22 protein-coding genes and 1 tRNA gene are annotated in these 26,016 nt (G+C 39.2%); 4 read left to right on the top strand and 19 right to left on the bottom strand.

The annotated features are described in order from the left end of the window. Positions 1 to 3 precede the first annotated feature (3 nt). The 6 genes from purC to B1A77_RS04640 form a co-directional block, all read right to left on the bottom strand. A complete protein-coding gene (purC, locus tag B1A77_RS04665) occupies positions 4 to 732 on the bottom strand; it encodes a phosphoribosylaminoimidazolesuccinocarboxamide synthase (protein WP_004693728.1) in 729 nt (242 codons plus the stop codon). A 119-nt stretch (positions 733 to 851) separates the two neighbouring features. Continuing rightward, the gene (purE, locus tag B1A77_RS04660; RefSeq protein ID WP_077708108.1) at positions 852 to 1,343 is read right to left on the bottom strand and encodes a 5-(carboxyamino)imidazole ribonucleotide mutase; all 492 of its coding nucleotides are present in this window, start codon (positions 1,341 to 1,343) and stop codon (positions 852 to 854) included. 433 nt (positions 1,344 to 1,776) lie between these two features. After that, positions 1,777 to 2,217 carry a hypothetical protein gene (locus B1A77_RS04655; protein ID WP_077708107.1) on the bottom strand — a complete coding sequence of 147 codons (441 nt, stop codon included), beginning with the start codon at positions 2,215 to 2,217 and terminating at the stop codon, positions 1,777 to 1,779. Positions 2,218 to 2,228: 11 nt separating this feature from the next. Continuing rightward, entirely contained in the window at positions 2,229 to 2,675 is a 447-nt protein-coding gene (locus B1A77_RS04650) for a hypothetical protein (RefSeq protein WP_012863927.1), read from the bottom strand. Positions 2,676 to 2,702: 27 nt separating this feature from the next. Beyond that, a complete protein-coding gene (locus B1A77_RS04645; protein ID WP_004693737.1) occupies positions 2,703 to 3,278 on the bottom strand; it encodes a xanthine phosphoribosyltransferase in 576 nt (191 codons plus the stop codon). 254 nt (positions 3,279 to 3,532) lie between these two features. Continuing rightward, on the bottom strand, positions 3,533 to 4,438 hold the full coding sequence (locus B1A77_RS04640; protein WP_012863926.1) for a LysR family transcriptional regulator: 906 nt from the start codon (positions 4,436 to 4,438) through the stop codon (positions 3,533 to 3,535). 267 nt (positions 4,439 to 4,705) lie between these two features. Here B1A77_RS04640 and B1A77_RS04635 point away from each other — a divergent pair, with 267 nt between their 5' ends. The 3 genes from B1A77_RS04635 (at position 4,706) to B1A77_RS04625 (ending at position 10,155) form a co-directional block, all read left to right on the top strand. Further along, positions 4,706 to 8,446: a phosphoribosylformylglycinamidine synthase gene (locus B1A77_RS04635; RefSeq protein WP_077708106.1), complete on the top strand. Its 3,741-nt coding sequence runs from the start codon at positions 4,706 to 4,708 to the stop codon at positions 8,444 to 8,446. Positions 8,447 to 8,611: 165 nt separating this feature from the next. Continuing rightward, positions 8,612 to 9,847 carry an FprA family A-type flavoprotein gene (locus B1A77_RS04630; protein WP_021147764.1) on the top strand — a complete coding sequence of 412 codons (1,236 nt, stop codon included), beginning with the start codon at positions 8,612 to 8,614 and terminating at the stop codon, positions 9,845 to 9,847. A gap of 217 nt (positions 9,848 to 10,064) precedes the next feature. Next, positions 10,065 to 10,155 (top strand) — tRNA-Ser (locus B1A77_RS04625). 96 nt (positions 10,156 to 10,251) lie between these two features. Here B1A77_RS04625 and mmuM read toward each other — a convergent pair. From mmuM to B1A77_RS04610, 3 genes are all read right to left on the bottom strand, one after another. Next, entirely contained in the window at positions 10,252 to 11,277 is a 1,026-nt protein-coding gene (gene mmuM, locus B1A77_RS04620) for a homocysteine S-methyltransferase (RefSeq protein WP_077708105.1), read from the bottom strand. 76 nt (positions 11,278 to 11,353) lie between these two features. Further along, positions 11,354 to 12,139 carry a basic amino acid ABC transporter substrate-binding protein gene (locus B1A77_RS04615; protein ID WP_077708104.1) on the bottom strand — a complete coding sequence of 262 codons (786 nt, stop codon included), beginning with the start codon at positions 12,137 to 12,139 and terminating at the stop codon, positions 11,354 to 11,356. A 351-nt stretch (positions 12,140 to 12,490) separates the two neighbouring features. Further along, entirely contained in the window at positions 12,491 to 14,428 is a 1,938-nt protein-coding gene (locus B1A77_RS04610; RefSeq protein WP_004697976.1) for an OPT family oligopeptide transporter, read from the bottom strand. Between the two features lie 247 nt (positions 14,429 to 14,675). Between B1A77_RS04610 and pepT the strand changes: the two genes are divergently transcribed. Continuing rightward, a complete protein-coding gene (pepT, locus tag B1A77_RS04605) occupies positions 14,676 to 15,899 on the top strand; it encodes a peptidase T (protein ID WP_077708103.1) in 1,224 nt (407 codons plus the stop codon). A gap of 77 nt (positions 15,900 to 15,976) precedes the next feature. Here pepT and B1A77_RS04600 read toward each other — a convergent pair whose 3' ends face one another. The 10 genes from B1A77_RS04600 to trmB all read right to left on the bottom strand — a co-directional run bounded on the left by B1A77_RS04600 (position 15,977) and on the right by trmB (position 25,926). Further along, complete coding sequence (locus B1A77_RS04600; RefSeq protein ID WP_004693753.1) at positions 15,977 to 17,227, bottom strand: MFS transporter; 1,251 nt, start codon at positions 17,225 to 17,227, stop codon at positions 15,977 to 15,979. Positions 17,228 to 17,486: 259 nt separating this feature from the next. Further along, a complete protein-coding gene (locus B1A77_RS04595; protein WP_008602839.1) occupies positions 17,487 to 18,080 on the bottom strand; it encodes a DNA glycosylase in 594 nt (197 codons plus the stop codon). A 148-nt stretch (positions 18,081 to 18,228) separates the two neighbouring features. Beyond that, the gene (locus B1A77_RS04590; RefSeq protein ID WP_077708102.1) at positions 18,229 to 19,167 is read right to left on the bottom strand and encodes a hypothetical protein; all 939 of its coding nucleotides are present in this window, start codon (positions 19,165 to 19,167) and stop codon (positions 18,229 to 18,231) included. A gap of 54 nt (positions 19,168 to 19,221) precedes the next feature. Further along, positions 19,222 to 19,953 (bottom strand): sortase, encoded by a 732-nt coding sequence (locus B1A77_RS04585; RefSeq protein ID WP_077708101.1) that lies wholly within the window; start codon positions 19,951 to 19,953, stop codon positions 19,222 to 19,224. Positions 19,954 to 20,205: 252 nt separating this feature from the next. Then, the gene (locus B1A77_RS04580; RefSeq protein ID WP_077708100.1) at positions 20,206 to 20,862 is read right to left on the bottom strand and encodes a hypothetical protein; all 657 of its coding nucleotides are present in this window, start codon (positions 20,860 to 20,862) and stop codon (positions 20,206 to 20,208) included. Between the two features lie 8 nt (positions 20,863 to 20,870). Continuing rightward, positions 20,871 to 21,827 carry a flotillin-like protein FloA gene (gene floA, locus B1A77_RS04575; RefSeq protein ID WP_004693762.1) on the bottom strand — a complete coding sequence of 319 codons (957 nt, stop codon included), beginning with the start codon at positions 21,825 to 21,827 and terminating at the stop codon, positions 20,871 to 20,873. A 36-nt stretch (positions 21,828 to 21,863) separates the two neighbouring features. Continuing rightward, complete coding sequence (locus B1A77_RS04570; protein ID WP_012863916.1) at positions 21,864 to 22,328, bottom strand: NfeD family protein; 465 nt, start codon at positions 22,326 to 22,328, stop codon at positions 21,864 to 21,866. A 199-nt stretch (positions 22,329 to 22,527) separates the two neighbouring features. Continuing rightward, entirely contained in the window at positions 22,528 to 23,811 is a 1,284-nt protein-coding gene (uraA, locus tag B1A77_RS04565) for a uracil permease (protein ID WP_077708099.1), read from the bottom strand. Between the two features lie 110 nt (positions 23,812 to 23,921). Beyond that, positions 23,922 to 25,265 carry an FtsW/RodA/SpoVE family cell cycle protein gene (locus tag B1A77_RS04560; RefSeq protein ID WP_004693772.1) on the bottom strand — a complete coding sequence of 448 codons (1,344 nt, stop codon included), beginning with the start codon at positions 25,263 to 25,265 and terminating at the stop codon, positions 23,922 to 23,924. A gap of 1 nt (position 25,266) precedes the next feature. Then, a complete protein-coding gene (gene trmB, locus B1A77_RS04555; protein WP_077708098.1) occupies positions 25,267 to 25,926 on the bottom strand; it encodes a tRNA (guanosine(46)-N7)-methyltransferase TrmB in 660 nt (219 codons plus the stop codon). Between the last annotated feature and the right edge of the window lie 90 nt (positions 25,927 to 26,016).

Here is a 26,016-nt window from a genome sequence, read left to right as displayed (position 1 = left end):
CTATTAGGCACGCTCACCTGTAAGACGGAATAACATTTCCTTATATGCTTCTTCAATATTACCAAGATCTCGACGGAAACGGTCTTTGTCAAGTTTTTCACCAGTTGTAGCATCCCAGAAACGGCATGTATCAGGAGAAATTTCATCACCCAATAAAACTTCACCATTATGGGTACCAAATTCTACCTTGAAATCTACAAGGGTCACATTTTTAGTAGCCAAAAATTTCTTCAATATATCATTTACCTTTAAAGTAATTGTAGAAATTACATCAAGTTGTTCTTGAGTAGCCCAACCAAGTGCTGTGATTTGGGATTCATTGGCAAATGGATCGCCTAATTCATCATTTTTGTAGCAGAATTCAAGGATTGGATGTTTAAGTGGAGTTCCTTCTTCAATGCCAAAGCGTTTAGCCATAGAGCCAGCCGCAATATTACGAACAATAACTTCAAGAGGAACTATTTTCAATGCAAGTACTGTTTGGTTGCGATCATCTTCACGACGAACGAAATGAGTTGGTACGCCTTCTTTTTTCAACAATTCAAAGAAGAAAGAGGAAATTTTATTGTTCAAAACACCTTTTCCAAGAATGGTATCATGTTTCTCGCCATTAAATGCAGTGGCATCATCTTTGTAATGAACGATGTACTCATCTTTGTTATCTGTTGCATATACTTGTTTTGCTTTGCCTTCGTACAATAATGTTAATTTTTCCAAATCGATGTTAGCCATGATCTTTCTCCTTTATCATAAATTAATGATACAAACTAATTAATGATACAAACTATGTAATAGATATCTAAATAAACTGTTTTTCTTAACCAATATTTAATCGCCGATGATTTACATGATTAAATATGAATAGCACCTTGTAATTCTGCATTGTCTGCTAAGACTTTTTCAGCCATATCTTTACGATATAGTTGATATTGTTCTTTCAGGTCTTTATTGAAAGCTGCTCCAATTTGTACTGCAAAGAGCGCTGCATTTTTAGCACCATCTACAGCCATAGTTGCTACAGGCATACCAGATGGCATTTGAACGATAGCAAGCAAAGAATCAATGCCTTTTAGAGCCGTTGCATTAAGAGGAATGCCGATAACAGGTAATGTAGTGAAGCTCGCCACCACACCAGGTAAATGAGCCGCCGCGCCAGCACCAGCAATAAAAGCGATAGCCCCTTCATCTTCAAGTCGTGTGACAAAGTTCTTCACAGCCTCTGGGGTACGATGAGCTGAGGCAATAACCATTTCATAGGGAATGTTAAATTCATCAAGTACGGCAGATGCTTTTTTCATTGTGTCCAGGTCAGACTTGCTGCCCATGATAATACCGACCTTCATAGATCCTCCTAATAAAAAAGCCCAGCCAAAACAGACTGGGACAAATACGCGCAAATAGCCTCCGTAGACTTGCTTTGAGTTTGTTGATTTGCATAGTTCACGGTGCTACCTCCTTCTTGTACTCAAATTGTAACACCTAACATTTACAAAATCAATACTATTTTCGAATATTTTTTTATTAAATATTTTTATTATTCGTTATATTCCGAACTATTACAAAAATATAGATTGCATCATATAAATTAATTTTAAATAAATCTGAAAAATAAAATACTGCCTTTTCAATCTTATAACAACACAAACTTATTCTATCGATCAAAATATTTATATGTTTTTTCTTATCCATACAAAAAGAGGATAACCCGTTTATAAACAGGTTATCCTCTTTTCATAATTCCGAACATTAGACCACTCAACTTGTATCTATTATTGATTAGTGAGTACCACTTTCAAAGGCAGTTTTTAATTCACCTACAGATTCTGGAATATAATCTACGATAGAAGACATCAACGCATACATCAATGCAGGCTCGAACGCATCATCACCACACATATATACGCAATCCAAGTACAGGCTAGAATCTTGTTCATCAATATATAGTTTATAATTTTTATATGTCGCATTGTCACGATTAATTAATGCATTTAAGGCATTCATATTTTGTGCTGTTACCTTTTCAGGTCCTAACACTAAACGAACTACACTATAAATACTTTTATCGAGAATGACGAATAAAGGCATATCCCATAAAGGAGACTTGATATAAGAACGATATACTACTGTACCGTCTTCATCATCAAAATCCTTCCGTTCAAAAGATATGATTTCTTCTTCTTTCAAGAACTTATCAAATAATAAGGATTTAGGATTCATAACAACCTCTATTAAGCTAAACCAGCTACTTTAAGAATATCTTTATGTACAGCATCTAAATGCGGTTGAATTACTTCGAGCAAAAGATTTACTACTACAGTAGGATCAAATTGTTCATTTAAACATGGCATAGACACATCCATATAAATATTATTGTCTTCAACGCTCACATAATATTTTGACACTTTATAATCTTGATTTAACGTGTTAAGCTCTTTCAACACGGCAGGAATCACTTTTTCATCAATAGATGTTGTTGTGATAGCAATGCGTGCATAAGTGAACGCGGAGTCGTCTACAACGATGAACACAGGTAGGCTATGGTCATGAACATCCAAACGACCATGATATACAACTGTATTAAGATCGTCTGTCATTTCTTCCTTAGTAAACCAAGTGTTGCCGCCTTTGTTAAGATCAGCAACGAGTAAGTCGAATTTTTCTGCTTTTTTATTCATAATTCCCTCAAACAATAATCAGACTAATTAGTCTTCAATAAACACACAACCATTATCTTTGAATTCTTTAATGCGAACTAAAGACTCTACACGGTAGCCCGCATTTTCGAGGCGTTCACGACCAGGTTGGAAGGATTTTTCGATAGCAATCGCCATTCCTACCACTTCATCACCTGCGTCTTGAACCAATTTAGCAAGGCCCATAGCAGCCTCGCCAGATGCCAAGAAGTCATCAATAATCAACACTTTTTCACCCGCTGGCAAGAATTTTTTAGAAATAGTGATATCATAATTCTCTTCTTTTGTATAAGAGTACACAACACTATGATATACATCATCTACCATAAGGATGGATTTTTTCTTACGCGCAAATACCAATGGCACGTCCAGTTCAAGCGCGGCCATCAACGCCAACGCAATACCAGATGCTTCGATGGTAACAATACGTTGTACACCTGCATCACGGTAACGATCCGCGATTTCTTTACCAATTGCCTTAAACAATTGTGGATCGATTTGATGGTTTAAGAAACCATCTACTTTTAGCACCCGATTATTGAGGACAATCCCCTCTTCACGAATGCGTTCTTTTAATAATTCCATGTGCTCATACCTCCGCATAACTATCTTTAAATTTTAACGTAAACAACCCCTTAGGGTCAACCTATATCTAGTAAAAGTCTTATAATATAACCCATAAATGTCATTGCAAATATGACTTAAATATTTTGTATATGAATTATATAACTCAACTGCTTTATAAGAATATAATATAGCACGGCAAAACTTACACTAATATATAAAAAGACACACTTTAAGAAAGTTTCCTAAAGTATGTCTTTAAACATGCCTTTTTCTTATAAAATTTTATCTCGAGTACTTTCACGATTAACTAGCAAGGAAGTAAATCTCGCAGCCCCTTCAGATTGAGGAACCAAGCGTGAGCGCACAAGCACAATGTCCCGTGTTGGTACCGGAATATCTGTATCGATGCGCACAATCGTCCCTTCTTGCATTTTTTGTTGCACCACATGATTAGGCAACATGGAAATACCCATATTGATTTCTACAAGGTCTAGTAATACATCGACGCTACCTAATTCAAAGCGAGGCTTACGACAAGCGCCATGAGTCACATCGTCAAAGAATGTACGACTAGCAGAGCCTTTATGCAAGAGCAAAATAGGCTCGTTAAGAAGGCGCCCTTGATCAAAGAATCCCGCCCCTTTATAGTCAGGACCGCCAACAAAGACGTCTTGAATTGTAGCTAGCGTAGTTACCTCTAACTGAGGATTATCTCTCAATCCCTCATAATCATTAACCACAGCTAATTGCGCCTCTTTATTGAGTACCAATTCTACACAATCAGGAGACGGACGATTGATAATATGTAAGCCAATTTCACTTTCTTGTAATTGCCATTTATGGAAATAAGGCAATAAGAAATGGCGACACAAAGTATCTGTGGCAGCCAAATTTAAACTTTCATAAGCTTGGCTAACACGTTCTTGTAATTGGGTAACTCCATTATCAAGAATGGAGAAAGCTTTAGCTACCGTATCAAACAACTCTTTGCCTTCTGGCGTGAACCCTACAGATTTTGTAGTACGCACGAAGAGGGGCATATTAAGTTCCCCTTCTAATTGTTTAATACTTTGACTAATGGCGGATTGGGACACGCCTAATTCTTTTGCGGCACGGGAAAAAGATAAATATAAGCCTACCCCTAAAAAGGTTCTATATAAATCTGCAGATACTGCCATTTTATTCACCTCTGTTATATACTAATAGTAACGTCTTACTTTTAAATATACATATCATTACTCTATTATAAGTATAGACTCTCAATATATAATGAATATGTAGAAATCTTCATGAAAGTTAGGTCTTATGACCTTCATGAACCTTTCATATTTATTAGTACTTCTAATCTTTTTATTAGTAAGATTATCTTTACTTATAAGTCTAGACCGACTATACTTAATTTGTCAATATCCCATAGGGAATTATATACATTACAGGAGGCTACAATGGCTATACAACGATTATTCGTAACAAAACGAGAATCTTTCAACCAAGAAGCACAACGCATGTTACTTACCTTACAACAGGAATTATCTATGCCTGCTACCAGTGTAACTATCTATGAACGATACGACATCGAACATTTAGATGCAAAAGATCTAGAGTCTGCAAAAAATCTAATTTTCTCTGAACCTCCTGTAGATACAGTATTAGAAGAAGTTCCAAGTGTTCAAGGCTTTATATTCGCTGTTGAATATGTGCCAGGTCAATACGATCAACGTGCTGACAGTGCAGAGCAATGTATTTCTATGCTCACCCTTACATCTGGCCACATCGTACGTTGCGCTCGCGTATACGCTATCGAAGGTACTTTCACTAAAGAACAGGAAAATGCCATCAAAGCATACTACATTAACCCTGTTGATTCCCGCGAAGCGAGCCTTGATGTACCAAATACATTAGCTCTCGATTTAGAAGATCCAAAGCCAGTGGCAACAATCGATGGCTTTACTACAATGAGCGATACTGATTTAGAAGCGCTCATCAAAAAATACGGCCTTGCTATGACATTAGCAGACCTTCAAATGATTAGACAACAATACGCAGAGGTGGAGCACCGCGATCCTACGATTACAGAAATTCGCCTCTTCGATACATATTGGTCTGACCATTGCCGTCACACTACCTTTATGACTGAGTTAACAGATATTACCATTGAAGACAGCCGCTTCACAGGCTCTATAAAGGAAGCCCTCGAAGAATATATGGATGGCCGTACCGAGCTCTACAAGACTAAGAAAAAAGCTCGCTCCCTCATGGACATGGCTACATTGGCTGTAAAAGAATTACGCCACGCTGGCGTCCTAACAAATCTCGATGAATCCGATGAAATCAATGCATGTACCATCATCGTACCTGTCGATGTAAACGGCAAAACCGAAGAATGGTTGTTATTGTTCAAAAACGAAACCCATAACCACCCTACCGAAATCGAACCATTTGGTGGCGCAGCTACCTGTTTAGGTGGCTGTATTCGCGACCCATTGAGTGGCCGCGCTTACGTATACCAAGCTATGCGCATCACAGGCTCTGGCGATCCACATACAAGCCTTGAAGATACGTTAGAAGGAAAACTACCACAAAAGAAAATCACCCAAGAAGCGGCTCGTGGTTATTCCTCTTACGGCAACCAAATTGGCCTTGCTACAGGTGAAGTAAAAGAATATTACCATCCTGGCTACGTAGCGAAACGCATGGAAATTGGTGCTGTTATCGGTGCCGCACCTCGCAACCAAGTTCGCCGCGAAGAGCCGACTGCCGGTGATGTTGTAGTATTACTGGGCGGTAAAACTGGTCGTGATGGCTGTGGCGGCGCTACAGGTTCCTCTAAAGAACATACCGTTGATTCTCTATCCACATGCGGTGCAGAGGTTCAAAAAGGCAACGCCCTCACAGAACGAAAAATTCAACGTTTATTCCGTCGTGGCGAAGTAACGACACTTATCAAACGTTGTAATGACTTTGGTGCAGGCGGTGTATCTGTCGCTATCGGTGAACTAACTGATGGTGTATCAATCAATCTCGACTTAGTCCCTAAAAAATATGCTGGCCTCGATGGCACAGAGTTAGCCATCTCTGAATCCCAAGAGCGCATGGCCTGTGTTATCGCTGCTTCTGATGTAGAGGCATTCAAAGCATACTGCGACGAAGAAAACTTGGAGTGCACAGTTGTAGCTAAGGTAACTGATACAAATCGCCTTGTTATGAACTGGAATGGCGAAACAATTGTAGATATTAGCCGCGACTTTTTAAATACAAATGGTGCTAGTCAACAACAAGAAGCTATCGTAAAAGCTCCAGCAGATCGTTCTTACTTCTTGCGCGGTTCTGCTAATGCAGATAACTTCAAAGAAAAATGGCTCGCAGCTGTATCCGATTTAAATGCAGCCTCCCAACAAGGCTTAGCAGAGCGCTTTGACAGCACTGTGGGTGCTAATACGGTGCTCATGCCATTCGGTGGTAAGTTCCAAAAAACACCTACCCAAGGCATGGTGGCTAAATTACCTGTTCTAAACGGTGAAACTACAACGGCTAGTATCATGACTCATGGCTTTGTACCCGAGTTATCTGCATGGAGCCCTTATCATGGTGCACAATATGCAGTGCTTTTATCTGTAGCAAAATTAGTAGCTCTTGGCGGTCGCCGAGAAGATGCATACTTAACATTACAAGAATATTTCGAACGCCTCAACTCTAAAGAATCTTGGGGTAAACCAGTAGCTGCACTTCTCGGTGCTTATAAGGCACAAAAAGAACTTGAAATCGGCGCTATCGGCGGCAAGGACTCTATGAGCGGTACATTTATGGATCTTACGGTTCCCCCTACCCTCGTATCCTTTGCGGTTGGTACAGCTCATGTAGATAATATTGTGAGCCAAGACCTTAAAGGCGTAGATCACCGTCTCGTATTCTTCGATGTACCTCGTACATACGATGACACCCCTGATTGGGATCGATTCAAAGAAAACTGCGATACACTACAAGAACAAATTGAAAAAGGTCGCGTTTACTCTGCCTATGTAGTTGATCAAGGCGGCATTCCTGAAGCAGTCACTAAAATGGCCCTTGGCAACAATATTGGTGTTAAATTCGATAAATACGCTGAACGTGGTATCTTCCAACCAGCTCTCGGTTCCTTCATCGTTGAAGTAGATATTACGGCTGTTAATTATCTTTTAGAGTTACCTGATGTGAAAGTTATCGGTGTAACCCAAGCCACACCTGTTATCGAATGGGAGGGACAATCTGTTTCTCTCAAAGAAATACAAGATGCTTATGAAGCACCTCTAAACGATATTTTCCCAATGCATGCACCAAACGGCTTTGGTGAAGCAGTCGCTTACATTCATGATCAACACGCTAAACCTCGCAGCGCCTCCCTAGGTGCCAAACCAAAAGTTCTTATTCCAGTATTCCCTGGCACAAACTGCGAATTTGACTCTGCTCGCGCCTTTGAACGGGCTGGTGCAGAAACAGATATCGTGCTTATCCGCAACCAAACTCCAGAACAATTAAAAGAATCTATCGACGTAATCAAAGCTAAATTAGCAGAGTCTCAAATTCTTATGTTTCCAGGAGGTTTCAGTGCCGGTGATGAGCCAGATGGTTCTGGTAAATTCATAGCCACCCTCTTCCGCAACCCATACCTTGCAGAAGGTTTAGAAAACCTCTTGTACAAACAAGATGGCCTTGTATTAGGTATTTGTAACGGCTTCCAAGCGCTCATCAAGTTAGGCTTATTACCTGGTGGACATATTGAAACGTTAACTGCAGATCATCCTACATTGACATACAATACTATTGGTCGTCACTTATCTCGCATGGTCAATACGAAAGTTATTTCTACAAAATCCCCTTGGATGAGTGATGCCAAGGCAGGTGAAATTTACACGGTACCAATTTCTCACGGCGAAGGTCGCTTTATAGCTTCTCCTCAACAAGTGTTAGAGTTCAATAAAACTGGCCAAATTGCTACACAATATGTAGACTTTGATGGTATCGCCTCCATGGATAGTCGCTTCAATCCTAACCAGTCTGTAGCTGCTATCGAAGGTATTTATAGCCCTGATGGTCGCGTATTTGGCAAAATGGCACACTCCGAACGCTGTGGTGCAGGCATTAGCAAAAATATTCCTGGCCAACTAGAAATGCCAATCTTTACATCTGGTGTAAAATACTTCAAATAATTGGTCACTATGAACTTTCATGTGAAAGCCTACTTCTTCAAGTAGGCTTTTTCAATATTGATTTTTTTCGAAAATATTAGTATTATAAATTGATACTATATTTACAGACATGAGTTCTCATGTAAAGCTATACATACCTAGTGTGGGTTAAGAAAGGATTTTATTATGCATTGTGCTCAGAAAATGACTCATAATATCTACTGGATTGGTAGTAATGACTGGACAACAGAACGTTTCGAAAACTTATTTCCTATTCCAAATGGTGTTAGCTATAACAGCTATTTCATCGACGATGAAAAAACTTGTGTGGTAGACTCTGTAGATGCTGAAATTCGTGAAGAGTACTTCGACAACTTGACTCACCTCTTAAATGGTCGTGAACTTGATTACATCGTCGTAAACCATATGGAACCTGATCATTGCCAAACATTATTGGAAACATTGGAACGGTATCCAAATTGTAAAATGGTAGGTAATGCTACAACATTCCGCATGTTTGAGCAATTCTATAACACTCCAAAACCAGAACAATACCATCAAATTAAAGAAGGCGATGAAATCTGTTTAGGTAAACATACTTTAGTTTCTTACACTATGCCTATGGTTCACTGGCCTGAAGTAACTTGTACATACGAAAAATCTACAGGCACATTGTTCTCTGCAGATGCTTTTGGTACATTCGGTACAGTTAATGGTAATATCTTTGCTGATCAAACCGATTTCGTAGCTACATACGAAGAGGAAGCTCGCCGTTACTATACAAATATCGTTGGTAAATACGGACCACAAGTACAAAATGCGCTTCGCAAAATTTCTAGCCTTGATATCAAACGGATTGCTCCACTTCATGGTCCAATCTGGCGCACCCCTGAATCTATCCAATATATCACGCACAAATACTTACATTGGTCCAGCTATACAGCTGAGAAAAAAGGTGTTGTTATCGCTTTTGGTTCCATGTACGGCAATACTCGTGCTATTGCTCAACAATTGGCTAAACAACTATCTAAACGTGGCGTTACAGATATCAGAATTTACGATGTTTCCAAAACTAATGCTTCCTACATCATTTCCGATGCTTGGAAATATACTAACTTGGTAACTATCGCACCTACATATAACTTGAATCTATACCTTACTATGGAAAACTTTATCCATGAATTAAAAGCCCTTAACTTCCAAAACCATAAGGTATCCATCATCGGTAACCACTCTTGGGCTTCTGCTGCTATGAAAACAATGGTTTCCCATTTCGAAAATGACTTCAAAGACATTGAAATCGTTTCCGAACCACTAGATATCAAATCCTCTTTGAAAGAAGAAGATCTTCCATTAATTGAAAAAATGGCAGACGATATAAAAGCGTCCATTGAAGCTGCTGAAATTAAAGACGTATTCTAATACAAGAGCCGCCTATTTAGGCGGCTTTTTCTTTTTATATACCAGATTTTATACGCCTAAAACCAGGCTATGTTTTTTGATTTATATCCATTTATTGAAATCAAATACTATATTTTAAAAGCCTTGTAAATATGCAATAATTCTACTATTTTTTTGCTTGACATAAATCTAACTTTTTCATATACTATACAAGTACCTGTTACACAACAGAATACATGGAGAGGTGTCCGAGCGGCTGAAGGAGCATGATTGGAAATCATGTGTGCGGTTATCCCGTACCCAGGGTTCAAATCCCTGTCTCTCCGCCATAGTAAAAGCAGTGCTTTCGCACTGCTTTTTTATTTGCATATAAAGAAAAAGCTATTCGAATTATACTCGAATAGCTTTTTGTATATCACAATATATTAGTTGTGAATTTTCTTTGCAATATCACCGATAATTTCAGGTGTTGTTCTACAACAGCCACCAATGATTTCAGCTCCAGCTTTTCGCCATACCTCAACGTAGTCTACAAATGATGCAGCATCGCCATACCAAGTTTTAGTTTTACTATCATAGCTTTCACCAAGATTAGGATATACAGCAATCGGTTTATCTGTAACGGTACGGATATCTTTTATCAAGGATTCTACATATTCCGGTTTACTACAATTAATGCCAATCCCCGTAATAGGATGTACCTTATCGATCATTTGTGCACATTTAATAATGGTTTCACCACTAGAAACATGGTGCCCATCTTTACAGGAAAAAGCAATCCATGCAGGAATACCTTTGGATGTAAACGGATCAGACATAGCTCTCGCAATAGCGATCGCTTCAGCATAAGACGGTATGGTTTCAAAGGATAATATATCTGGATTTTCTTCACAGAATAACGCTAATCGAGGAATATGGAATACCTCTAGATATTCTGTTTGTACATCAGGATACCCACGGTATTCAGAACCATCCGCCAAGAAAGCGCCATAAGGACCTACAGAAGCTGCCACCAACGGTTTAGGTAACGCACCTTCAGAAAAATATCTAATTCCCTTAGGAGTCTCTTCACCAAGCGTAATTCCACGCAATGTAAGTGCCCCACTCGCCTTTGCTTCTAAAAACTCATTACGAGCTTGCACGGCTAAACGAACAGATAGTTTAACGAGCTCTATCGCTTCTTCCGTTCCATAACCTAAACCTTTAAAGCCTGCTACTGTCGCTTGATAGCCAGAGCTTTGAATGATATCGGCACCCGCAGCTAAATAAGAAATATGTATTTTCTTGATGATATCTGGCTGATCCATGAGAACCTTAGCAGACCACAACTTATGTTGAATATCACAGCCATAACGCTCTAATTCGGTCCCTAAAGCTCCATCTAAGACGAGGGCTCCCTTTTCCTTAATAATATCTAAAAATGCACTTCGTTTAGCCATCATATCACCCATTCTATACATACCTCATATAACACGAGGCTTACCTAGCATATTATATCAAATAATACATTCTGGTACTATCTACAAACTATTTTAATACCTCTGCTGGAGGCTCCTTACCAAACCATTTCTTATAAATTTCTGCATATTTACCGTTTGCTTTGATCTTTGCCAAACCATCATTGATTTTGTTAAGCAACTCTGTATTACCTTTTTTCACAGCAATACCTAGTGGTGCCGCATCATAGTCCTCTCCAGTAACCTTTGCGATACCTTTGCCCTTACCATTAACATAATATTCGTTTACTGGCGTATCATTGATAACTACATCGACGCCTTTATTTTGCAATTCTAAGAACGCATCGACAATTATATTAAACTGATGTACATCGGCATTGGGAATCTTGCTAGCAATCTCTGCACCAGTAGAGCCGATGGATACACCAATGCGTTTACCTTCTAGATCCTTAAAGCTATTAATATTGGTGTTATCTATGTTCACAACGAGACCATTACCTGCAATATAGTACGGTTTACTAAAATCAACGGATTTTGCTCGTTCTTCAGAAATAGTCATATCCGAAATAGCGATGTCGATGGTATTACTTTGTAATGCTGGTAAAAGCGCATCAAAGTTTAGATTTTGAATATCTGCTTCTATACCCTCTTCATTTGCAATCGCATTGATAATATCAATATCAAATCCAGCTAATTTACCACTATCTTTGTCTTTAAAACCAAATGGTGCATAGGTCGCATCAGTACCTACGCGCCATGCCTTCTGACTATTCCCCTCCTGACCACAGCCTGCGATTAATAAACTACTAGCAATGGTGAAAGCCCCTAATAGAGCTGCTATTTTCTTAAATTTCATATTATTATCCTTACTTCTCTCTGTTCTATCTAGAAACAGAGTTCTTCTTAATCAACTAATATATCTATACTTACACTTATGAGCATAATAAAAATAATACCTCTAAAGGTATTATAGTTTTATGATAACATTCGATATAGTACGGGTCAATAAATCCAACTATACCAATAGGTATTGAATTGATATAGTTTTTAGCTATATCGAAAATAACATTCCTAAGTATATAAAAAGACCGCCTTTACCAAGCATAGATGAAACTTGATAAAGGCGGTCATCTCCAAAATGGAGGATTCCTGGTTATTTATAGAATAAATAAGCTATTCAATTCATTTAGGATATATAGTATGTAATTTATTTAGCATGTTTAGCTTTTATATACATAGCTACCTTGTACAAGAACGTACAGAGTAATAAATACATTACGATACTGAGATATGTCGCTTCAGGTGTTTCTACCCAAGCTTGAGCAAATACATCAACACCTGCAATACGAAGCACTGCACTAAACAAGGAGCCAATAGCACCACCAGCTACGAGACCAGAGGCAATTGTACTACCTTTGGAGAAGCGAAGATCTGCCAATTCTTTGTCTTTTGTACTATTTTGTACAAGATACGCAATCAAACCTCCGATAAGTAATGGTGTATTAATTTCCATTGGCAAGTATGTGCCCAAGGCAAATGCCAACGGTGGAACTCTTACCATCCACAAGATAATTGCAAATAATGCACCAGCCATGTATAGAGGCCATTGAGCACTACCACCAGTCATCATTGGCTCAATGATGGCAGCCATAGCGTTCGCTTGAGGTGCATTTAATGCGTGATCTCCTACAAATCCATAAGCATCGTTCAAAAGAATCATAACACCTACAGAAAGTACGGCACAAAGAATAGTACCAACGATTTGCCATTGTTCCATTTTCTTAGGTGTAGCACCTGTCATATGTGCCACCTTAAGCTCAGACATGAAGTTACCAGCCATCCCAATAGTAGTACCAATAAAGGATGCCATCATGAGGACTGCTATCATACCGACCTTACCAGTCATACCTGCTGCGGTTAAGCATACAGCGGAGATAATAATCATAAAGATTGTCATACCTGAAACCGGTTCTGTACCTGTATAAGCGATGGAGCTAATCCCCACTACAGACAATAGGAAGGACATAATAAGAACGATTAAGAACGCTACAATTGTTTGTCCGAAGCTTTCAGCATACATAAAATGGAAATATGCTGCAAATAAAACTGTACATAACAAGATACCAGCACCAATCCAAGATGTAGGTACGTCACGTTGTGTACGAAGCAAATTAACATCTACAGTTTTAGAACTAAAGATGTCAAGCACTGCATTTTTAACAACATTTGCTACCACTTTAGACATTGTAATTAGACCGATGATGCCTGCCATAGCGAGCATGCCGATACCAATATGACGAACATAATCAAGGAATACCTTGCGAATTGGGGCCTCCCCTAATGGAACTGCATGGCCGCCAATTTGCATGATATGTTCAGGCGCTAAATAGTACACAATCGGAATACATACAAACCAAGAGAAGAAAGAACCGGCTGCAATGATAGCCGCATAGCGAAGTCCCGTAAAATAACCAAGGCCAAGCAATGCTGCATCAGTATCTACCGCTGCGGTTAGCTTAGTTTGATCTGCAAGGGCTGCCCCCCACTTAAAGGTAGCAGTGCGAATAACCTCTTGCCACCACCCCAAACTATTGAGAATAAAGTCATACACAAGAGCAATTAAACCAGAGCCAAGCATGAGTTTTGCTTTGCTACCTTCATTACTCATCAATACTTCCGCTGCAGCACGACCACTTGGGAACGGATACACATAGTGCATTTCCTCAACGAAATAGCGACGGAACATAACGCATAATAAAACACCTAAAACGCCGCCAAGAATGATAGGAATCGCCATTTGTACAAAGGATACATCTGTTACATTCCAGATGTAAAGAGCTGGCAAGAAGAACATAGCCCCTGCCAATGTGTTCGTACTAGAACTAGCGATAGCTTGAATGTGTACCGTTTCGGCAAAAGCATTTTGCCGCTTTAAAATAACTGCTGTACCCATAGCAAGTACAGATACTGGTGCAAAAGCATCTACTGTTTGACCGATTTTCAAACATAAATAGCCAACAGCCAGTGTGAAAACTGCCGCATAGAACAAGCCCCAGAATACTACATATGAGTTAATCTCTACGTAATCTTTCTTAGGATCTAACACCGGTTCTATGGGCGGAATGGAACGAACCTCGTCCGACATAATAAAACCTCCTAACAGAAAAAGTACAAACGTATAACTATTCACCTTTATACTAACACGGTACTACACATGGTTCAATGGTTTTCTATGCACTATGCGAATAAAACAACACACCCCCTATAAATAATTATTTTGCATTTTTGGCGTCCCTGTTCTACAATGAAAGTATATTAAGAATCTCTATTATGTAACGGTATCGTATACTGCCCTGTATAACACGTATGTTTACTTACGAGGAGGCTTCATTATGGAATCAATGGTCGAACGTTTTGTACGCTATACGAGCATAAATACACGGTCTAATGAGGAAAGTACAACCATTCCTAGTACTCAAACTCAAGTAGACTTTGCTACGAATGTGCTCGTTCCCGATTTAAAGGCAATAGGTTTAGATGAGGTTATTTATAATCGTGAAAATGGTTTTGTCATCGGCACATTACATGCTAACACTGATGAGAAAGCTCCTTCCATCGGCTTCATTGCCCATATGGATACAGCTGATTATAACGCAGATAATATTAAGCCTCGTATCGTAGAAAACTATGATGGTAGTGATATTTGCCTCAACGAAGAGCACCAAATCTTCACCCGACGTGCAGATTTCCCAAATCTAAAAAATTATATTGGCAAATCCTTAGTTGTAACCGATGGTTTAACACTCCTCGGTGGAGACGACAAGGCTGGAATCTGTGAAATCATGGAAGCTCTCACCTACCTCGTAGCTCATCCAGAAATCAAACATGGTAAAATCATGTGTGCTTTCGGTCCAGACGAAGAAATTGGTACTGGTGCGGACCACTTCGATGTTAAACAATTTCCTGTAGACTATGCTTACACTATCGATGGTGAAAGTCTAGGACAACTTGAATACGAAACCTTTAATGCAGCTGGCGGTACTGTTACCCTGAAAGGCGTTTCTGTTCACACAGGCACAGCCAAGGGCATTATGATCAACTGTGCTAAACTAGCTATGCAATTTGACGCTTTATTGCCAGGAGCAGCTGTTCCTGAGCACACCTGCGGTCGCCAAGGCTTCTTTATGCTCATGAGCATGGAAACACAAGTAGATACCGGTAAAATGAACTACATTATCCGCGACCATGATAAGGAATTGTTTGAAGCGAAAAAAGCATTTTTCTTACAAGCAGGTCAAACATTGAACGAAATATATGGTCGTGAAGTATGTGAAGTATCTGTAAAAGACCAATACTACAACATGTACGATGTCATCAAAGATAATATGGAATGTGTAAATGTAGCCAAAGCAGCAATGGAAAAAGCTGGGATTACACCTATTTGTGATCCTATTCGCGGTGGCACAGATGGATCCAAAATCTCCTTCATGGGCATTCCTACACCAAATATTTTTACAGGCGTAGAAAACCTACATGGCCGTCATGAATTCGCATGTATCGATGATATGAAAAAAGCTGTTGAAGTTATCGTTAATATTGTAAATATTGAAAAATAATAGCATTAGCAAAGCAGTAGTAGATAACCAAAAGGACTATACGAGCCTAGGCTCGTATAGTCCTTTTAATTTACATATTACGCAAGCTTATTATTACGCTTACGATTTCTAATTTCTTCCTCTTCAGCGCGAGCTTTTAAAGAAAGATCTCTTTCAGTCCCCACATAACGACCATATAATAAATAATAAGCAACTAGTGCAAGGAGCGCCACAACAACGGTTACATGGAACATACTAGTATAACCTACAACCTCTTTAACAGCACCTAAAATATAGGGGCCAAAGCCTAGCCCCATGTCCAAGGCAATGAAGTATGTGGATGTAGCAACACCAATACGATGAACAGGTACTATTTTAACAGTAACAGCTTGTCCGTTGGACATAAATGTACCATATCCAAGACCAACAAACACAGCCGATAAAAGCACAAGCCATGTGGAGTGAGCGATGGATAATAAGAAAATACCAAGTGCTAAGGATACAAAACAAGGATAAAGAACAAAGTTTTCCCCTTTCATATCAAACACAATGCCAAGCAATGGTCTTGTTATAGTAATAACTACAGCATATACAACAAAGAAGAAGGTACCTGCCATAATAAGATCTAGGTCTTTTGTGTAGGCTGCCATAAAGCCAATAACACCAGAGTAGGCAAAACCGACTAGAATGGAAACAAGACTGATTGAATTCATCCGTGGTTCAATGTAGTCCGAGATTCTAATGCCCTTATGTGCTTCAGATTCGATACCAAGTTTAGGTTCATTAAATTTCATGATTACTGAGCCAATACCACAGAGGATGATAAGTGCAACACAGAATGCGATGATGAAATCATAACCAAGACTATGAAGCATCAAGATACCTAAGAATGGCCCTACTGCAGCGGCAAGAGAGGTAGATAAACCATAATAGTTAATCCCTTCCCCACGGCGTGACGTAGGAATAATAGCAGCTATGATAGTACTTGTAGCAGTAGATGTAATACCATAAGCAAAACCATTTAAGAAACGAACACTATCAAGCATTAGTAAATTAGGTGTGTAGAAATACATAGCCGTTGAAATCAAGTAAATCAATAACCCTAAATAGAGCATCTTGCGACACCCTAGGATACTGATAAACCGCCCTGCCAACAAACGGGCTACAACGGTGCCAATAATATATATACCAACAGCAAGTCCCGCTTGACTAGCCGTAGCATGAAGATTATCTTTTGCTACAACCGCAATAATAACGATTAATAAATAATAAATTAAAAATACTAAGAAATTAATCAAAGTATCAAGGACAAAGGATTTTGTCCACAAGGCCTCCTTAGCCTTATCCATATTATCAACTCCATTTTTTAAATTATTGTCAACCAGTTTGCGACAACGGTTAATTATAAACCTCTCATTATAAAAAACAAGAATTAAAATATTATATATCTCATCAATTTTATTTATAACAAACTACATATTCACAATAAATATGCATTAATTTCCATTTTAATACCTCATATATTTTTACGATATAAAAGCACCTTCAATAGCGACAGATGAGACCAAAAGACTCAAAGCCAACTATTAAAGGTGCTACTTTAAATATTTATTTTGTTTTTAGACCACAAGCTTTGAAGAAATTCTTGTACGCTTCAGCCTTTTTCGGTAGACTCAACGGATAGGCACGTGATGTAGATGGCAAACGTGTCAATGTCAATTCCCGACCATTAAATACAAAAGGAATTGTTTCACCAGTTTTAGGTAATTTAACCTTTTCTGGTAAAAGGCTCAATAAAATCTCCGTAGCCTTGCCGCCTGTTGTACCAATATGCTTACAGTCAGGGATTTGCTCCAGTACGTCTGCAAGTGGAACTGGTTCAACGACCTTAAGAAATGCATCAGATGCATTCCCTTTTTCGCGAATAGCTTTCAAAACAGTAGGACAAGATGCAATTCCAGCTTCAGACAAAAAGGCTTTGATCTTCTCAGGATCCATCGCTTTTTCCTCACCATTTCTAAAATGATCTTTTTCATCAAAGAATACGAGGCCAAATACACGCCACATATCATTTTGGAAATTTGGATAATGGAATTCCATAGCCCGTTTTGATTGTTCTGGAGGAAATGTGCCCATCATCATGACTGTTGCCTTCTTTGGTAAGAATGGAGGGAATGGTCTTGTTTCAATTGTTTCTGCCATATAGCATCAACTCCTTTCACATTCTAATATGAACTTAATTTTCAATACAATATATGAGATACATCACACATTATAATCCAATTGGCTCCTATGTAAAAGCAACTAAAGAACTTATTAAAATATATCAACAGACTTACATTATCTATCATTATTGACCAATTGGTTGAGAAACCAAGGTATTAATATGATCAAAACCAACTGGTGTCGGAGATACGAGGTACAAGCAAATTACAGCAGCCACGGCAAAACCGATTGCCAAATAAGAGAAACTGCCATTTCGAGGGAATTCATACATACCAAAGAGGCGTATCCCTATAGCAGCACCGATGGCCGTAATTAAAGACGGTATAGAAAAAATGTTATAAAAGCCGAATACTACCATAAGGCCTGCATAGCCACCTACTACAGTAACCATAGGCAACATGCGATCCATTGGATTTGGAATAGATCGCGTAAGTGCAGCTGGATAATATGAAGCCTCTATGCCAAACATGCCTAAGAATATATTAAAACCAGCCCAAATGCTATCCCATACGTTTCTAAAAGCATCTCTATGCTTGCCGGCATACCATGCAAAGTCCGTAACGATTAAAATGGCTACGCCTACACAGACAAAGTAGAATTCACTAGGAATTTTAGGACCTATATAAGCACCTACAGCTGTTGCAACAGCACTCAAAATCGATGCCACTATTACGCGCTGTAAACGAGGTCGTTTATTTTCAGGAATGCGTTTATACACAGTAGCCAATAACTCTAAAACAAAGCAAGCCATAAAAACAGCAATGCCTGCAGCAGGAACAAAGAAAGCGCTCACCAAACTCAAAATAAAGGGAATGCACAAGCGCCATTTAGGGAATAAGACAAGATCTTTATAATCTAAACAAATATCTTGTGTTTCCATAGTGAAGTTGTTGTACACCACAAAGAGCAACATAAAGGCGATTACGTCAACCGCAGTTGCACCCCAAATCAATAAAGTTGGTACTACAACCATAGATAAGGCTACCCCAGAAAGGCGAGATAAACCAGCAGCCACTAAGCCCAGTAATAAAAACGGTGTTAAAGCAGATATAATTTCGAGCATAATATTCCTCCCATCATTGTATAAATTTAAGTATATAGTATCTACCACACTACATCAAGGAGAGATATATTTTTTCATAGCTAGACGCTTTCGCACAGCAGAGGTAGAGCATCCCATCACCTGTGCAATCTTTGCAACTCCATAACCTTGTGCACGGAGTTTTTTAATCTTATTTTCGTCTAGATCAAGAGTATTTGCCCTTATTTCTATACCTTGCTCTCGCAAATACATTGCCACTGTAGAACCACGTATCCCATAAGCCAATCCAATGTCATCTGTACTCATGTGATGATGAATATATAAATAAGCCATCTCCTCTACGCGCATAGGCTTTCGCGCTTTAGGAAGTAAGCAATTTCCCATATGCCGCAATACATGGTGAACTTTCCATCGCGATATACCATACATACGAGCAATGGCATCTGTACTATTTCCACTTTTATAAGCTCTACATATACGTACTACATCTATAGAGACGTTTTTATTTGATTGCTGACAAGCCAATCCATATTCCTTCAAGCGATTCGCCATCGTCGTAATAGACACATCATAACGCTTTGCTAATGAATGGAGCGACCACTTACCGGTCTCATACAAAGCTTGTACATGAACCATATTGATTTCTTTCTTCAGAGGCCTCCGTTCGATATCGTACGCTTTCATACGGCGCATGATGGTATCAACACTACATTGAAAATAATCCGCCACATCGCGAACGCTCCATTGTTTCTCTATATATAATTGCTGCAACAGCTGTTTTGGTATAACACGCACATTTCGATACATAATTTTGCCCTTCCTTATGAACGAACTCCTTCCCCTATTATTGTGAAAGTTTCACTAAGAAAAAACAATAAAAAAGAGGTTCCTAATAGTCACATAGGTGACCAATAGGAACCTCTTTCAATATGTAATTATATGCCCCACATTATGATATGTGACAGTATGGTTGCTATACCACATCAGTGCACAATCCGTTATTATTTATGTTCTAATAAAACCATAATTAGTTTATACGCTTATAAATAGATTGCTTCATTAGCGGTATCTACGTTCAAGAGCTTTAGGTTTACTTAAAATGATCGACCATTTCATGCCCTCTTTTAAAGCATGATTAGATTTACGCCCACGAGTTGAAGTCGCAGCTAGAGCAGTAGGCGCAGTTGTAATACCTACATTTTCAACAAGAACTTGTCCCTCTTTAGCTGCTTTATCTCGTTTAAACTCAGCTAGTCTTTCACTTAAGGTCGGCCCCGTAACAGCTTCTCTATCTAAGCGAGTCTTACTGGTAGTATAACTCGGATTGCTACTGGAACTTTTCATTGATAAGGCTTCAATATCTCGTTGAGTTGCTGCAGCCTCTTCATTGAAATGTATGTCCTCCATAGTTTGCGATGGAGCTTCTGGTTGCTGAGTTACAATCGGTTTATCTTCATAAGAATCCCGATAAAAGTCATCAACCTTAGACAAATCACCCGTAGACGGTTCATCTACCTTGCGTTCTATGGAGATGCCATATTCGCGCTCCATATCTTCCCAAGTTCCGCCACCAGAGCTTTCATACTCATCATATTCTTCAGACTCTTCAGTATTCTTATTTTTTATAATGGAAAAAGCAATGTACGCGATGATACCTAAAACAAAGATTGGATTATGCGAAAAGATGGATAGCACTGAAGACAAAATAGAGTCCATAGCTACTCCTATTCACCATCTGCTAAGTTTTCACGCATTTTAGTGTCTGCAATAATATTGTTCATATTATAGTAATCCATAACACCTAGATTACCGTTTCTGAAAGCTTCTGCCAATGCTTTAGGAACTTCAGCTTGTGCTTCCACAACCTTAGCTTGCATGTCTTGTGTTTTAGCACGCATTTCTTGTTCTGTCGCAACCGCCATTGCACGGCGTTCTTCGGCACGAGCTTGAGCAATTTTCTTATCTGCTTCCGCTTGGTCAGTTTGCAATTGAGCACCGATGTTACGTCCCACATCTACGTCAGCAATATCGATGGACAAGATTTCGAATGCAGTACCCGCATCAAGGCCTTTACCCAATACAGTACGGGAAATGTGATCTGGATTTTCCAATACATCTGTATGTTCTTCAGAGGAACCTACAGTCGTTACGATACCTTCACCTACGCGGGCAATAATTGTGGCTTCACCAGCACCACCAACGAGGCGATCGATATTCGCACGTACAGTAACACGAGCACGAACTTTCAATTCGATACCATTTTTTGCTACCGCAGAAATAATTGGAGTTTCAATCACTTTAGGATTAACGGACATTTGAACCGCTTCCAATACATCACGACCGGCAAGGTCAATAGCTGCAGAACGTTCAAAGGTCAACGGAATGGATGCCCGTTCAGCGGCAATCAAAGCATCTACAACGCGGTCAACGTCACCACCTGCAAGATAATGCGCTTCCAACTGATTTACATTCACATCAAGCCCCGCTTTATTAGCTTTAATCAACGGCATTACAATTTGAGACGGATTTACGCGACGTAAGCGCATACCTACAAGTGTAAAAATACCAACATTAACGCCCGCTGCTAAAGCAGATACCCAAAGGCCTAATGGCACAACATATAAGAATACCATAATACCAATCAGCAGAATGGGAATCAAAATTAAAATACCTACATCCATAATAACCTCCATGATTTACGACGATGTTGTGAAAGCTTAATCTCGCTTTCTAACAATATTGCGGCCACCTACAACTCGAAGGACCACAATAGGTGAACCGGCATCGATGAAGTCACCTTCGGTTACAACATCTACCAAATTACCATTAATCTTAGCAATACCTGCAGGGCGTAGTGTTGTATGAGCTACACCTTCCTTGCCAGCCAAATCTTCTAATACATCATTAGATACATAACCAGCTTTTGTCGTAGATCGTTGCCCTAAGGTAAACAATTTGCCTATCCAAGTCTTTTCAAAGTGATTAAAGAACACGATGATAATGACAATTAACAAGGCTGTTAATCCTAGCACGGCATACAATGCTACTGTGCCTTCCCCAAGAGCTACATAAACGCCCCACAGGAATGCGCAATAACCGATAAGACCTAAAATACCGCCTGGTACTACGAGTTCTACCGCCATCAAGGCAACGCCGATAGCCATCCATATCAAAAACTCCATAGGGCCTCCTCTCTTAAATTAATTTTATACAACTGATATGTTCATTATACAATATTGAGGATAAATTATAAAGACACTAAATAAAAACGACTACTTGCGCAGGTACAACCTGATTCAGTAGTCGTTTATTATACTGAGTACAAATCAATTTACTTTATGATCTCAAGGTTATATTCCAAGATTTTAAAGAGCCATGATATTATACTTCTGTTTTTTTCAATTGGTCATTGCCAACGCCTGTTTTTTGAAGGATTAACAAGCTAATGCTCATAGCCATACCTACTACAGTGGCAAGACCCATCCCTTTTAATACTACAGGTCCAACAGCAAGTTCTGCGCCGCTAAGACCTACCACAAGGATAACGGATGTAAGAATCATATTAACAGGGTTTGTATAATCCACCTTACGTTCTACAAGCATACGCAACCCAGATGCTGCGATAATGCCGAACAAGAGAATAGAAACCCCACCCATAACAGGTACTGGGATAGCATGAATAAGTGCTGCCACTTTACCAACAAAGGATATAATCATCGCAAGAACTGCAGCACCACCAATTACCCATACGCTAAAACAACGAGTAATTGCAAGTACACCGATGTTTTCACCATACGTCGTATTTGGTGTAGCACCAAAGAAACCAGAAAGAATATTTGCAAGGCCATCACCAAGCAAGGATCTTTGTAGACCAGGCTCTTTCATCAAGTCTCTGGCAACGATGTTACTAGTTACAACCAAGTGACCAACGTGCTCAGCAAATACTACAAAGAGTGCTGGCATAATCATAATAATGGCATTAATATCAAATACAGGCATGCCATAGAACTGTGGTAAAGAGAACCAAGGAGCAGCCTCTACACCAGAGAAATCAACAACGCCCATGAAGGCAGACAAGATATAGCCGGAAACAACTCCAATCAAAACAGGGATTACAGCTAAGAAGCCACGGAACACAACAGTACCAAGCAAGGTAACAACTAAGGAAAACATAGAGATAAAAATAGCTTGGCTGTGGCTCATGCCTAAATCTTGATTGCCAATAAGGCCAGACATACTCATCGCTACTGGCGCTAATTCCAATCCGATAATAGCTACGATAGCCCCCATCGCTGCTGGAGGGAATAACTTATCAATCCAACGAGTACCAATATAACGAACGAGAATAGATAAAATCACAAAGGATAGACCAAATACAACGAAGGCCCCCTTTGCGGCCTCATAACCGAGACCTGCAGATAATACGCCTGCTACAGGAGCAATGAAAGCAAAGCTAGATCCGAGATATGCAGGGATTTTACCTTTACAAACAAATAAATACAGTAATGTACCGATACCATTCATAAATAAAGCTGTTGCCGGATCTACTTTTAACAAATATGGTACCAATACAGTAGAACCAAACATAGCAAATAAATGTTGGAAACTAAGTGGCAACATTCGACCCCAGGACGGGCGTTCTTGGATATCAATATAATCCTTCATTTTTTCTCCTCACACACAATACAAGTACGTTGTATTTATACAGCACCTCTTAAGAGATGCTATATAAATCCACACTAAATATATTCACCTTATACTACATAAGTTAAATATCAACGTTCAGACCTAGATCTTCTACGAGTAGGCTTTTTAGTCTCTCTCGGTCTAAATGGACCAGGCATTTCCGTTTTTTGAGTACTCTTAGGAGCAGCCGGTTTGAATCGGCTTTGCGTTTCCTCGCGTAAAGATGGCAAAGCCTCAGCAGTACCAACTTGTTTTACACCTTCTACATTGCGACGACCAACGCTAGCTAACAAGCCTATAGCCATAAAGTTCATCAACAATGAGGAACCACCATAACTAATAAATGGCAAAGGTACACCTGTTACAGGCATAATGCCACAAACCATGGCGATGTTAAACAAGGCCTGACCACTGATAAGCAATGTTATTCCCATTGCTAACCATTTCCCGAATTCATCACGAGCCTTATTAGAAATGCGGAACCCAAAATAGGTAAAAGCTGCAATCAGAACGACAACAAACACTGCACCAACGAAACCCATTTCTTGGGCCCATACAGCAAAGGCAAAGTCCGTATGTGCTTCTGGTAAGTAAAAATACTTTGATGTACCTTGCATAAAGCCTTCGCCTAAAATACCGCCAGAACCTACGGCCAACAGCCCTTGAACTGTTTGATACCCCATATCCTGCGCATGAGGCCAAGGATCAAACCAAGATTGAATACGTTCCCAGCGATATGGCGACATACGAGCTGCAATAAAGCCAAGAAATCCAGCTATCACAAAAGCTCCGCCAAAGAATTTTCCATCAAAGCCCGCTAAATAGATGAGCACAAAGGAAAAGCCAAAAATCAATACGGTCGTGCCCATATCTGGTTGCAAGATTGTTAAGCCTGCAAATATAATTGGCCATATTAACATTGGCAACATATAACTTATACGTTCACTAAAATAACCTTGTAAATTAATGAGAGGGTTAGTATGCTTTGGTTTTCCCCATTTCCGCATGGTGCTCAATTTAGCCGACGTCCATATCAAGGCAGCCAATTTCGCAAATTCTGAAGGTTGAATCGATACAGGCCCAATAACAATCCAACGACGTGCACCATTAATGACTGCACCAATCACAAGAACCAAAATCATACCAATTAGTGTAGCAATCATAATTCTTTGCAACATGTGAGGCTTCTGTAACTGACGGTAATCGTAACGATACAATATGACACCTGCCGCCATAGACAAAAGCAAGAATGTCATATGTTTTAAAAAGTATCCTAATAATCCCGTATTTTCATAGATAGAGCTGATATACGTAGCACTAAAGATATTTACACTGCCTATAATTGTAATGAGAAGAATAGGTAAGAGCATACCTTGTAAGTCATTTTTAAAGAGTGAGCCCCACCGACTATCCCCCTTATTCGGTGTTTGCATGTTAAGCCTCCTTTTGAACTTTTGGCTTAATTGCTTCTAAGCGGAAAATAGGTTGACCTTTTTCACTAAATTTTTCTTCATATTCAGTCTTTACATTTGGAAGATCCGTACTATGTAAATCATACGTTACATTTTTAAGCTCCCAACCACATTCTTTGAATTCTTCGAGAGAAAACATAAACAATCCTTCATTATCCGTCTTGAAGTGGACTTCACCACCATCTTTCAAAAGACGAGCATAACGATCGAGGAATGTGTGATATGTAAGGCGGCGTTTTGCATGTTTAGCCTTAGGCCAAGGATCACAGAAGTTAATATAGAAACGATCAACTTCTCCAGGTGCCACTATCTCTTCGATACCTGCAATATCAAATAGAGAGACCTTTGCATTGTTTCGCTCTCCTTCAAAGATTTTTTGTGCTGCATAATAGATAACACCCATTTGTACTTCAAAACCTACGAAGTTAGCATTTGGATACGCTTCAGACATCCCCGCAATAAAGCGACCTTTCCCCGTCCCTAGTTCCATATATAATGGGTACTCAGGATGTTCAAATAATTCACGCCACTTGCCTTTAAACTCTTCTTGTCCAGACAAAATGATGTGAGAGTCATATTCGTGGATAGCTTCATCAATCCATGGTTTTCTACGAAGGCGCATACTTTCTCCTTACATCTATTTTTAATAATATATTTATATTTGTTTATATTTATTATTACAGGTCATATACCTATCTTATTAATTATAGAA

The organism is Veillonella parvula (genome assembly GCF_002005185.1).
Lineage (GTDB): Bacteria > Bacillota > Negativicutes > Veillonellales > Veillonellaceae > Veillonella > Veillonella parvula_M.
This window is presented reverse-complemented; position numbering and strand designations above follow the sequence as displayed.